The 11,720-nt window shown below is 40.3% G+C and carries 9 protein-coding genes, 4 tRNA genes and 1 pseudogene; 3 read left to right on the forward strand and 11 right to left on the reverse strand.

Going from position 1 to position 11,720, the window contains the following annotated elements:
* Positions 1-86 precede the first annotated feature (86 nt).
* From LG34_RS16735 to LG34_RS09080, 6 genes are all read right to left on the reverse strand, one after another.
* Positions 87-242 (reverse strand): DUF6548 family protein, encoded by a 156-nt coding sequence (locus tag LG34_RS16735; RefSeq protein ID WP_181369337.1) that lies wholly within the window; start codon positions 240-242, stop codon positions 87-89.
* 25 nt (positions 243-267) lie between these two features.
* Complete coding sequence (locus tag LG34_RS09060; protein ID WP_109215796.1) at positions 268-1,452, reverse strand: iron-containing alcohol dehydrogenase; 1,185 nt, start codon at positions 1,450-1,452, stop codon at positions 268-270.
* A 194-nt stretch (positions 1,453-1,646) separates the two neighbouring features.
* Entirely contained in the window at positions 1,647-2,684 is a 1,038-nt protein-coding gene (locus tag LG34_RS09065) for a PTS transporter subunit IIC (RefSeq protein ID WP_109215797.1), read from the reverse strand.
* A 188-nt stretch (positions 2,685-2,872) separates the two neighbouring features.
* Entirely contained in the window at positions 2,873-4,195 is a 1,323-nt protein-coding gene (locus LG34_RS09070) for an MFS transporter (RefSeq protein ID WP_109215798.1), read from the reverse strand.
* Between the two features lie 279 nt (positions 4,196-4,474).
* Positions 4,475-4,559: transfer RNA gene (locus LG34_RS09075), tRNA-Leu, on the reverse strand.
* A 34-nt stretch (positions 4,560-4,593) separates the two neighbouring features.
* A tRNA-Leu gene (locus LG34_RS09080) sits at positions 4,594-4,678 on the reverse strand.
* 185 nt (positions 4,679-4,863) lie between these two features.
* Here LG34_RS09080 and LG34_RS09085 point away from each other — a divergent pair.
* A tRNA-Leu gene (locus LG34_RS09085) sits at positions 4,864-4,948 on the forward strand.
* Positions 4,949-5,134: 186 nt separating this feature from the next.
* Here LG34_RS09085 and LG34_RS16740 read toward each other — a convergent pair.
* Positions 5,135-5,275 carry a hypothetical protein gene (locus LG34_RS16740; protein ID WP_181369338.1) on the reverse strand — a complete coding sequence of 47 codons (141 nt, stop codon included), beginning with the start codon at positions 5,273-5,275 and terminating at the stop codon, positions 5,135-5,137.
* Between the two features lie 149 nt (positions 5,276-5,424).
* Here LG34_RS16740 and LG34_RS09090 point away from each other — a divergent pair, with 149 nt between their 5' ends.
* Complete coding sequence (locus tag LG34_RS09090; RefSeq protein WP_109215799.1) at positions 5,425-6,420, forward strand: alpha/beta hydrolase; 996 nt, start codon at positions 5,425-5,427, stop codon at positions 6,418-6,420.
* A gap of 72 nt (positions 6,421-6,492) precedes the next feature.
* Positions 6,493-6,577, forward strand: a tRNA-Leu gene (locus tag LG34_RS09095).
* A 56-nt stretch (positions 6,578-6,633) separates the two neighbouring features.
* On the opposite strand, the gene LG34_RS09100 is transcribed toward LG34_RS09095, so the two are convergent.
* From LG34_RS09100 to LG34_RS17135, 4 genes and pseudogenes are all read right to left on the reverse strand, one after another.
* Positions 6,634-7,443: a tyrosine-type recombinase/integrase gene (locus tag LG34_RS09100; protein ID WP_109215800.1), complete on the reverse strand. Its 810-nt coding sequence runs from the start codon at positions 7,441-7,443 to the stop codon at positions 6,634-6,636.
* Positions 7,444-7,568: 125 nt separating this feature from the next.
* Positions 7,569-8,417 carry a hypothetical protein gene (locus LG34_RS09105; RefSeq protein ID WP_109215801.1) on the reverse strand — a complete coding sequence of 283 codons (849 nt, stop codon included), beginning with the start codon at positions 8,415-8,417 and terminating at the stop codon, positions 7,569-7,571.
* A 105-nt stretch (positions 8,418-8,522) separates the two neighbouring features.
* Positions 8,523-9,533, reverse strand: a complete 1,011-nt coding sequence (locus LG34_RS09110; protein ID WP_109215802.1) for a site-specific integrase — start codon at positions 9,531-9,533, stop codon at positions 8,523-8,525.
* A 1,928-nt stretch (positions 9,534-11,461) separates the two neighbouring features.
* Positions 11,462-11,635 (reverse strand): annotated as a pseudogene (locus LG34_RS17135) (sigma-70 family RNA polymerase sigma factor); the annotation flags it as partial.
* Between the last annotated feature and the right edge of the window lie 85 nt (positions 11,636-11,720).

Raw genomic sequence — 11,720 nt, forward strand, 5'->3', positions numbered from 1 at the left:
GCGACCTGTCAGTGGGAGCTTTTAACTCCCACTGACATAAGCATCCCCCCTGCTTAGTGCTCTACGCACTTGAAGCGGGGGAATGCTTATTCTGCGTTCAAATCCTCATTCCAACTTTTAACATAACGCGAACCCACAGGTGTATTAATCATTTCATCAATATATAATGAGACACCATGCTTATCGCCGTACATCTCATTGCATAATTTTTCAAGTTTCTTATAAGAATCAATAAAATTCATCATTTACTCTCCACTAACTGAGTTTTTAGACATCATACGCCATACAGAACACTTCCAATATGTCATCGTATGCCAGTTCTTTGTAACCAATCAGTGTACGTGTTTTCCCTCTGGAGCACTTAAACGCCAGCATCTCCAAATCTGTTTCTTTCACACCAAGCATTTTCAAATTTGTTGGCATTCCAATAGATGCATAAAATGCTTCCTGCATGTTAATGGCCGTCTCAATGGTTTTCTCCGGGTGTTCAAAATCCACATCTACATTCCATACATTCTGTGCATACTGTAACCAGCGGTTGATGTTTGCCTTGTATACATAACGTGCCCAACTGCACCAGAGTGCTGCCAAGCCAGCTCCGTGTGCCACCTGTGTATACATTCCGGAAACCTCATGCTCTAATTGGTGAACAACAAGCTGAGTCTTTCGTCCACATCCTGTCAGACCATTATGAGCCAGTGAAGATGCCCACATCATATTTGCACGCGCTTCATAATTTTCCGGATCTGCCAGACAGTCTTTTCCGGCTTTCATCACGTTTTTGATCACAGCTTCTGCAATGGCATCCGTCAGATAAGTGTCTTCGCCCGGGCAGAAATAACGCTCAATCGTATGCATTGCAATATCCACGATACCACAAGCTGTCTGATACGGGTTCACGGTATAGGTCAGTTCCGGATTTTCAATGGCAAAATCCATACGGTTGCAGCTACATCCATAGCCTCGCTTTTCGTTTGTTTCTGTATTTGTGATAACACAGGAATTGGACATTTCCGAACCAGCTGCTGCCAGTGTCAGAATCGCACCTTTTCGCAATGTTTTCTGCGGTACACATTTTCCAAGGGAGAAATCCCATACATCGACGTCCGGATTTGCCACACCGTTTGCAATGTCTTTGGAAGAATCCAGTACAGAACCTCCACCGACTGCCAGTACAAAATCAATGCCTTCCCGCTGGCAGAGTGCGATACCTTCCCGCACAAGCTTCAGCTCCGGATTTGCTGTCACACCGCCAAGTTCCACATAAGCAATGCCTTCTGCTTCCAACGCTTTTTCCACGCGGTCTAACAGTCCACTTTTTCTGGCAGACTGACCACCAAAATGAACCAACACTTTTTTCGGTGCATATCCGGCAATGATTTTTCCAACGTTTAATTCTTCCTCTTTTCCAAAATAAACTTTCGTGGGTGTTTCATATACAAAGTTTTCCATACCATTCTACCTCCAGCAAACATTTACTTGTGTTGCTATTACTTTATAACAATCCGTAAAAATGTTCAACCAATCCTTCGATATTCCATAGAATTTACGTCACCATTCCCTGTACCATTCACAAAAAAATCCATTTACAAAATATAGCCCACATTTTGTAAATGGATTTTGGTATCATTTCTATTTTTCAAATTCTATACTTCCAGTTTCATGTCACCGTCTTTGATCCATCCGGCTTTTCTCATTCCTTCTGAGAAAATCAATGTCACAACTGCCGGCAGAACAAAATGCATGAGAATAATCTGAATCAGTGCCACTTTGGATGACATTCCTGTCTCAATCATTGCGCCATAAGCTGCGATCTGTCCAACGAAACCTGCGGAACCCATTCCTGATCCGATCGGTGTACTTACCATATGTAAGACCGCAGATGCGATCGGTCCCAAAATCGCGCTGGAAATAATCGGTGGCAGCCAAATCAGCGGCCTGCGCAGAATATTTGGTACCTGAAGCATGGATGTTCCGATTCCCTGTGCGATAAATCCGCCAAATTTGTTTTCACGATAACTTGCAACCGCAAAGCCAACCATCTGACAACAGCATCCGATGGTTGCCGCGCCTGCTGCCAGTCCTGTCAGTCCCATGGAAACGCCAAGTGCCGCGGAACTGATCGGCAATGTCAGAATCATTCCCATCAGAACCGATACTGCGATACCACCAAGGATCGGAGATGCCTCTACGTTAATATTTACCAGATTTCCAAGCCATTTCATAAAGTTGGAAATTGGCGGTCCCACGATAAATCCTGCTGCCGCACCGGTACAAATGGATACCAGTGGCGTCAAAATAATATCAATTTTTGTTCTTCCTGCAACCAGCCTGCCGCACTCAATGCCGATCAGAGCTGCCACAAAAGCTCCCAGAGGCTCTCCTGCTTTTCCCAATGCAAAACTTTCCATTCCCAGTGCCGGAAACGCTCCGATCATACCGGCCACCGCAGCAGAAACTGTTACAAGCGGTCCCTGTTTAAACTTTGCAGCGACACCGACACCAATACCTGCTCCGGTCACTGTTTTTGCCACACTGGAAATCGCAATCAGATAAGTTCCAATCTCATTTCCAACTAAAGTTCCAATCTGTCCAATGATCGTTCCGATGATCAGTGTGGAAAAAAGTCCAAGCGCCATTCCACTCAAACCATCAATAAAAATGTGATTCAGTACTTTTTTCATAAAACTTCTCTCCTTTATATTTTCTCATATTGCTATAAGAGCATGACTTTTTCATAGAATAGACAAATACATTTTCATGCGTAATTAATTCATTTAATTTCTTTATTTTGTCTGTCTTGTCACTTGTCGTCACATTATAGCACAGAGTGTGTAAAAAGAGAAGTCTCTCTTTGCCTCTAATTTTTTCCTTATTTTTGATCCGGCTGCCGTTTGAAGAAAAATGCCAGCACCATGCAGCCTGCCACGATCAGCATCGGAAGCCAGAACAGATTCATATAAATTGCACGAATCGCTTCCGGGCTTTTCTGCGCTGCCTCTGCCGCATAATGTCCCGCATGAAGCACAGCCGAAAATACCACACCGGCGATAGCTGTTCCCGCTTTCATCGTGCACATCATAAAAGATGTCATCACACCCTGCGGGCGTTTTCCGGTCAACGATTCCACTTCATCCACTGTATCTGCACAGATGGCATAACACGGACTGGTTGCCATGCTTTTTCCAAGTTCTGCCAAAAGCATAAATACACAGAACAAGACCAGATTTTTTCTGCACACAAACATAACCACTGTCAGCACCAGAAAGGCTCCAAATCCAAACAGCATGCAGTTTCTGTTTCCAAGCCGATTGAGCATCTTATCCATAAACAACGCCGCCAAAAGCTGCGCCATCGTATAGATCGTAAGAATTAAAGTTGCCCGGCTTTCATCCATCAGAATATATTTGGAATAATACATAATGCTCTGGTTTTGCAGGATCATCACAACCATGACGCAAGCCCCGATCACACAGAGCAAAATCCAGGAACGGCTTTTTACCGCACATTGCAGAGATTCTTTTAAACTCATGCGCGCTTCCCCTTCTGTCCGCACACGTTCCCGACAGGAAATACTACAGTTTCCAAGTAACACCAGATTTATCACACCGTAAATTACCGCCACCGGTGCAAAACTGAAACGTCCCTGCACACCGCACAACGCCACCAACGGCAAGGTCAGAAAGCTCACCAGCAGACTTCCGGTTCCGCTTCCAAATACTTTAAAACTGTTCAATACACGGCGTTCTTTTACATCACTGGTGAGCAATGACAGCAACGTGCCATAACCGGTATTGTTGACCGCATACAAAATGCAGAATAGCAAATAGGTAACAAACGCAAACAGCACTTTCCCGTGTGCGCTCAGATCCGGCACCATAAAAACAAGGATAAACATAATCGTCAGCGGAATCGTGGTGGTATAAATAAAAGGCTTTGCCTTGCCCCCTTTGAAATGACTGCCGTCAATGGCGACTCCCGTCAGGAAATTCACCAGTGCTTCTATTAACCTCGTCACACCAAAGATCACGCCCACTGCCGCAATGGAAATTCCTGCGATATCCGTATAATAATAGGAAAGGTAAGAACTGACTGCACCAAATGTAATGCAGCTTGCCACGTCTCCACCGCTGTAGCTGAATTTTTCCCATAAAGATATTTTTCTAGATTCTTTTTTTATGTTTGTAGTGTTCATTGTCTGCCCCCAAATTGAACTGATTTTTAATATATCTATCACTCATCTTATAAAAATAATTTTACTACTTTAGGGTAAAGAAATATAGAAGGATTTTTCCCAAATACTGTAAATTCGTATCAGTATATTACATTTTATTCATTACATGTGTTCAGAAAATGATTGTACTTATAAAAAGAAATATTCCATTGTTCACGCAAAAAAAGATATATCGTTAAGATACCAATTTTTCTCTTTACGGCAAAAAAATCAGCAGATATTCTCTGCTGATTTCAATGATGCAGGAAAAGGGACTTGAACCCTCATGACTGCAATAGTCACACGGACCTGAACCGTGCGCGTCTGCCAATTCCGCCATTCCTGCGTATTAAATTGTTTGCTGCATCGTTGATGTAAAATGCAGGAAAAGGGACTTGAACCCTCATGACTGCAATAGTCACACGGACCTGAACCGTGCGCGTCTGCCAATTCCGCCATTCCTGCATATCAAATTGCTTTGCTGCCCCGCAGCTGACAAAGCATATAATACAACAACGACATTTAAATGTCAACACTTTTTTTCTGTTTTTTCAAATGCATATTTTTTATATTTTTTCCGAAAAACTGTTGACATTATGCCTTACTTTTGGTATCATTTCTTCTTGTCGGAAACAATAATGACGACACATGCGGAAGTGTCGGAACTGGCAGACGAGCAAGACTAAGGATCTTGTGACTATTGCAGTCGTGTGGGTTCAAGTCCCATCTTCCGCATCAAAAGACCTCAACCTTTGGTTGGGGTCTTTTTTGCGGACGGAGACATGAACCCAAGGTTCATATCTCCGCTTCGCTCCGGTCGGCGCAAATCCGAGATCCACCGGATCTCGTGCGCCCCATCTTCCGCATTATTTAATTTGGTGCAAAAGCCTTATAATCAAGGCTTCCGCGCTTTTTTTGTTTTTAAACTGTTTGAACACCCTTGAACACGTTCACATGTGGCATTTTGCCACTGATTGCTGCTTCATAGGCAGATACCCTATCTTCCAGCGGTTCCGTTGCAAAAATGTAACTCTGCTGTGTCGTCATAAAATTATAATTCATCTCACAATTTTCTATCGTTAGTCCACGCACATTTACTCCAAAAACATTACTTCACTTTAAATATTATTTTTCTTGAATATTCCTCTAAAATCATGTATATTAAAATAGTTTGATAATCAAACAAATTTCAAAGAAAGGTTTTTACATAAATGAAAATCATAAAAAAGAAAAAACTCAGCATCAAAAAGATCATACTGATCATCCTGACAATTTTTGTTGCTCTGCTCGTTCTGATTTCCCTGTTTGCCGGAAATTACCTTGTAAATTATTCTATTGGCCGCTCTGGTGATGGTGGAAATAGAACTGTTGCACTGGAAATCCCGGAAACTGCCGATGATACCGAACGTACCATTGCAGAAGGAAAAATTGCACAGCAGGAAGCAAACGAAACATTTCTTGCTGAAAATCCCGGTCAGACAGTTGAGATCACATCTGAGGATGATATTCACTGCAGTGGCATCTATTATCCAAATGGCAACTCCCATGACTGGGTCATTGCCCTGCATGGCTACCGTGGCGACCACCTCGGTGCAACCAGTCTGGCTCAGCATTATCACGATCACAATTATCAGGTATTAACACCAGATCTTCGTGCCTGCGGTGATACGGATGGCAATTATCTTGGAATGGGATGGTTAGACCGAAAAGATATTCTTTCCTGGATTGACTGGATCATTGCTCAGGATTCCGATGCCAAAATCGTTATTCACGGTATTTCCATGGGTGCTGCCACAACCATGATGACAGCCGGAGAAGATACTCTGGATCAGGTAGTTGCCTTCGTTGAAGACTGCGGTTATACCAGCGTATGGGACATTTTCTCCAGTGAATTAAAACTTCGATTTGGCATGCCGAAATTTCCGCTGATGTATACAGCAAACCTGTTTGCCATAGCAAAAGCCGGTTATTCATTCAAAGAAGCATCTGCTCTGGATCAGGTAAAAAACTGTGAAAAACCAATGCTGTTCATCCATGGCACAGTCGATGATTTCATTCCATATGAAATGATGGATACTTTATATCAGGCAAAACCTGGTGATAACAAAGAAAAAATCACCGCTCCGGGCGCAGGCCATGGAGAAGCCATGTATCTTCTGGGAGATGAATACTGGGATGATGTCTTTGCATTTTTAAATAATTTTTAAATATAGCTTGACATCTCCTACTTATTTTGTTATTATAATCAAGTCGTTTGAAACAACTACATAATGACAAATGCGGAAGTGTCGGAACTGGCAGACGAGCAAGACTAAGGATCTTGTGATTATTGCAATCGTGTGGGTTCAAGTCCCATCTTCCGCATTATTTAATTTGGTGCGGAAGCCTTATAAATCAAGGCTTCCGCGCTTTTTTTATTTTTAAATTGTTTGAACACCCTTGAACACGTTCACATCCGGCATTTTGCCACTGATTGCCGCTTCGTAGGCAGATACTCTATCTTCCAGCGGTTCCGTTGCAAAAATGTAACTCTGCTGTGTCGTAGAAATATCTTTATGACCTGCAAACATTCTGATTTCTTCATCTGACAAAAGCTTCGATGCTGCTAAATTCGAAATACACGTTTTTCTGATACTGTGATTTCCTTTTTGTGATGTTTCAATTTTTTTATTGATTCTGCGCAGTGTATTATTGATTGCATCATTGTGCATCCGTTCTCCCTGCGCATTTAAAAGCAGATATTCCGAACAGAACCCTTTCTGTTCATTGATCTGACATATCAGTTTAAAAAATGCCTTTGCATTACTGGTAAGTACAATTTCACGATTGGATTCTCTTGTTTTTGTATACCACACAACTTCATATCCATCACGTTTTACCGCCCCAGACTCATCATGTATATACTTTTTTACTTCCTGACGTTGAATATGTACTACTTTTTCAGAAAAATCTTCTTTTTTCAACGCAACAAGTTCTCCAACACGTAATCCTAACGTAAAATTCAAACCAATTGCCAGATACGCGACATTTTTTGTTTTTTTATATTGTTTCATGGCCAATTCAATAACGGATGTTTCTTCTTTTCCCATAAAAATCTGCTCTTCTGCCGTCTTTTTCTTTGGCTGTGCAAATTTTTTATAGGATATATTTCGAACATTTCGTGAAACATTATATTTTATGATGCTTGAATCGATTGCATAATCATACAGCATGTTCAAAAGTGATTTCATTTCTTTAAACTGCTTATTTGTCAGATGCAACTGCTCAATTTTGTCCAGATACCATTCTTTTAAAAATGCTACCGTGATTTCGTCAAGATACTTGTTTTATATGCCTAGCATAATTTCAAAGTCAATTACTTAGAATTCAACTGTTCCAATTGAATCTGCAATCTGATCACTTCTTTGTCTGCATCTCTGAGTTTTTCTTCATACATATTTCTTACTTCACGCTCCGTATCAGATATAGACTGAAATACTTCAATCTGTACTTTGCTTTCAGCTTCGGAAAGTTTCTGCTTCATTTCTGACTGTAACTCATGCATTTTCAACTCATGGTTTTTCTCATTTTCCAGTAATGTATGTTCTAATTCTTGTATACGCCCCTGATAGTCTTTTTCTGTTTCTACCATTTTCGTATACTTAATCATCTTTTCTTCTGCTGATGCAAGTTTTTCTTTCAGATTTGCAATTGTTACATCTTTTTCTGCTGCCAATTTTACAACGGTATCTACATACTCTTTTGCTTCTTCCGCTTCTTTTGTTGCCTGTTCAACCACATCAGCATTTGCCGCTGCCATGCACTCTGCTTCTTTTAACTTAGATTTTGCATCTGTTACCTGCGCATCGGCTTCATCGCGGATCTTATTTTTCAACGCAATTGCATCAGATAATTGACTTCTCAATTCCGTAATCGTATTATCCTGTCCAGCAACAACAGCATTAATCTGTTTCACCAAAGTTACAAGAGTCTGATCAACCGCTGTCAGGACAGACTCTAATTCTGGATGCGTACCTCGCGTTTTTTCAGAATTAGCGATGTCCAAAATTCTTATCAATGCGAGTTCTCTCTGCTCATTCTTAGAATCAGTTTCATGAATATATAATCCAATTGTCTCTTCAAAATACGCATCTGTAGTATCTCTCATTCTTATACTTTTCGGTTTCTTTTCATCTTTTACTTCATCAGTTAATTTTCGGCTCATTGCTTTTATCCTTTCAAATTATTATGTAAACGTTTACGCGTATACGTTTACAAATTTATCAAATTACACTGTTACTGTTTGTTTATATCGCCATTCATATTTCCATCACAAATTGCGAATATAGCTTGTAATTGCGGTATCCTCGCGATTATGTCCAAGAGCAACGCTCACAGCCCTGATTGCTTTTCGGTCAAGTTTTTTACCTTTCTCATCGGATCTGCACACATAAATTTCTGAACGTAACTTTCCATCCGCACATAAAATTTTCTTTTTGTAATCCAATGATTTAATCGGTCTTGCATACAGCTTGTACAAATACGTCGCATAATCTGACCGATATCCGTGCACATCACAGTTGCTATTTATATAGTTCCACACTAAATCATTCGGAGCTGTATTCTTCATTCTGCGTATAATCTCATCTTTATGTGGGCCTACAATCGGTGCAAGTCTTGTCTTCCCACCTTTGTCTTTGCGATGCAAAATGAAATACTCCTGATCCGAAAAAAAGTGTAATGCATCTTCACACGCTTTGGTCATAGACATATCATGTTCTTTTCTAGCCTGTAGCAAACACTGCTCCACTCTTTGGCGATCATATAGATCATCCCCACGCAGACGCTCCAATACATTACGCCGAAATCCGCAAGCCTGACAAAAATGAATCAGTTCTTCATTCGTCAGTTTTGAAAAATGTTTATCTCGCTCTTTCTGACCACGGCTTCTTTTGATATCTACTCTGTTTCTACGTGGACATTGAAATCGCTTTGGATCATCTGGCGCAATCTCGTAAAATTTATTAAGTGCTGCCGCTTCCAAATTGATTGTCCATGCAGAACATCCTTCTGCAACTCTCAATTCCAGCCACTCTGCAACATACTTTTTTGCTTTTTTCATACTTTTAACTTCCGGATACGTTTTCATAATATATTTGACAAAATAATTGATATGCTTTTTATACGTCTGATAAGTACTTTTTGAATATATTTTGTTTCCAGTTGTTCCGTTCTTTTTTGCATCTGTTTTTGACTCACCAAAAGCAATCATCCTCTGAAACCTGTCATAAGTCTGCTGATGAAGTGTCCTTTTGTAATACTTTGACTTTTTTCTTCCCATTTTACCTGTTTCCTCCTTTCTCTGAAATTTTCGTTAAAACAATTTGCCGCAGAATGTCTTCCATTAAAGACTTCCGCTACGCCATTTTTTGAACCGATTCTCTCGGCAAGTCCAGCGTATGACTTTCATAACGCGTTTTTACTGCTTGCGTCTGCAGTCTCGATTACGATTTTGTGATAGCATTACCTCTTTCGGTATTCAGCGGAACAATACGTGCAAATACGTCTAATCCGCTTATTACCTAATTAGTATGCATCCCGAAATCTTTGGGCTTGAGATTCCTGCCGCATTTTATGCTTGTCTTACGACAAACAGTTCCAGATATGCGCGATCTGAACCAGCTTTTGTTAAAGTAGTGGCAGCTTAATTGCCATAGTCCAGTACTTCAACTACTGGTAAGCATCTGTTTTTTAAGTACGATACTCAAATACTTTTCTCCGCCGCATCAGCGGTTCGGACGGTTAACCACCGTCTACTCCATTTTGCAGATCATTTGACCTGCTGACATCTGCAAAGCCGATGCCGTGCTTTCCACTTGATGTCTTTCGACATTTTGCTGATGTTTCATTGTTTCAATGTCGCATCTGTTTTTCTCCATTTATCTTGTTACATATATAGTATGAAAGATAAAAAATTTTTGACTGCCATTTTTGTCCCTTTCTAATCCAAATTTTTAATTTCTTACTAAATTTCTGAATAAATTTTATAAAATTCTTCTACTGCACGCTCTGGTTACACCGCTTCTACCCCCACTTAACGGTTTACTCGTTCATATATTTAGGTCGGCTCCACGCCTCCCTGCATATAAACGAGTAAACCGTTTCTGGCCTCTCACTACTCTTCCGACCAAATATAAGTGTGTATTTTCTTCTCTTCATGCATTTTTTCATTTCTTCTGTGGCATATACTTGTCATATTTTCAATCGGTGGCAAGTATACGTCGATCTATTTGTTTTTGTGACATATATTTGTCGTACTTTAAACAGTGGCATATATATGTCGGAATATTATTTTCGTGTCATATATTTGTCGCATTTCAACCAGCGGCATATATTACCAGATTTGCAAAAATGTCATATATATGGCAAAACTTATCAATGGTATTCACTTCAACATTCTGATTATGTCTTAACCTGTTCAGTTAAGAACGATTCATATGATAATGCGTATACAAATCATATTGTGAAATGCCTTTGGCTTTCATTGTCTCCCATAATTTATCGTATTTAATCATCTCACGAATTTTCCGCTTTCTTTCATAATTCCTTCAATTAAACTTGGAATAGAATATCAAGGACAGCAACATTACAATCCAATCAAACATTGGGGCGGTGAAAAACAGTTGAAAAAGCAAAAAGAACACGATTTCAGAAAAGCAAGAATATGTCGGGAAAAGGGGGTAACTTTATTAACTGTTGATTTTGATGAACCATTAACCGAAATACATATTAGAGAACGTTTAAAGGAAAAATCCTTGTTATGATACTATCTTTTTCTACCTAGTGATGTCAAGGAACAAGGCGAAGCCGATACGCCGTCAGGGCAGTCCTTGACAGAACGGACGGTATCCAACCATGCTATGCAGAGGACCTGAAAGGTCACGAACCTTGCAAGTCCTCTTGTCTGTTATCTGGAAACTTTCCGGAGATAAAGCACTTCCTTTTTGATTTCACGGACAAATTCATCACACAAGACAGTCTGGCAATCACTTGCTACATAACATTTTTTTTCGGACGAATAGGCAAACGAAAAGATTTCCGTTTCCAATGTCTTTTCATTGATTCCATAATAATATATCTGAGAAGTGGCAAGTGTCATATGAATACTGGCAAAATCTCTTGTAAATATCTCATATGATTCTGGTTGAGTAAGTTCTTTTGGATATTGATAATACTCTTTTGAATCTTCCCGTAAGAAAATAGGTACGATATAGTCTCCATTACTTCCTCTGTCACATCTACAAAAAAGTCTGTTGTATAAACATCAGGATAAAGTTCCCGAAGGTTAATTTTCTTCATTATGTACCTCCATTTCGATTCACGGGTGATTGACGGGTGAATCGAATGGAGGCGGAGACCGACACCGGCAGGCAACCGGGTCATCTCCGAAAAAATGGCAACAAAAAATGCCAGATTTCCGTGAGGGAAAACTGGCGCGCCAAGAACAGCCATTATTATACTGAATTAC

The sequence above is a fragment of the Eubacterium ramulus genome (assembly GCF_003122485.1).
Classification (GTDB): Bacteria; Bacillota; Clostridia; order Lachnospirales; family Lachnospiraceae; genus Eubacterium_I; species Eubacterium_I ramulus_A.

What these genes read in the sequence shown, in the direction of transcription:
- LG34_RS16735 (WP_181369337.1), bottom strand. Translation starts at nt 242, where the DNA reads ATGAATTTTATTGATTCTTATAAGAAACTTGAAAAATTATGCAATGAG.
- LG34_RS09060 (WP_109215796.1), bottom strand. Translation starts at nt 1,452, where the DNA reads ATGGAAAACTTTGTATATGAAACACCCACGAAAGTTTATTTTGGAAAA.
- LG34_RS09065 (WP_109215797.1), bottom strand. Translation starts at nt 2,684, where the DNA reads ATGAAAAAAGTACTGAATCACATTTTTATTGATGGTTTGAGTGGAATG.
- LG34_RS09070 (WP_109215798.1), bottom strand. Translation starts at nt 4,195, where the DNA reads ATGAACACTACAAACATAAAAAAAGAATCTAGAAAAATATCTTTATGG.
- LG34_RS16740 (WP_181369338.1), bottom strand. Translation starts at nt 5,275, where the DNA reads ATGAATTATAATTTTATGACGACACAGCAGAGTTACATTTTTGCAACG.
- LG34_RS09090 (WP_109215799.1), top strand. Translation starts at nt 5,425, where the DNA reads ATGAAAATCATAAAAAAGAAAAAACTCAGCATCAAAAAGATCATACTG.
- LG34_RS09100 (WP_109215800.1), bottom strand. Translation starts at nt 7,443, where the DNA reads ATGAAATCACTTTTGAACATGCTGTATGATTATGCAATCGATTCAAGC.
- LG34_RS09105 (WP_109215801.1), bottom strand. Translation starts at nt 8,417, where the DNA reads ATGAGCCGAAAATTAACTGATGAAGTAAAAGATGAAAAGAAACCGAAA.
- LG34_RS09110 (WP_109215802.1), bottom strand. Translation starts at nt 9,533, where the DNA reads ATGGGAAGAAAAAAGTCAAAGTATTACAAAAGGACACTTCATCAGCAG.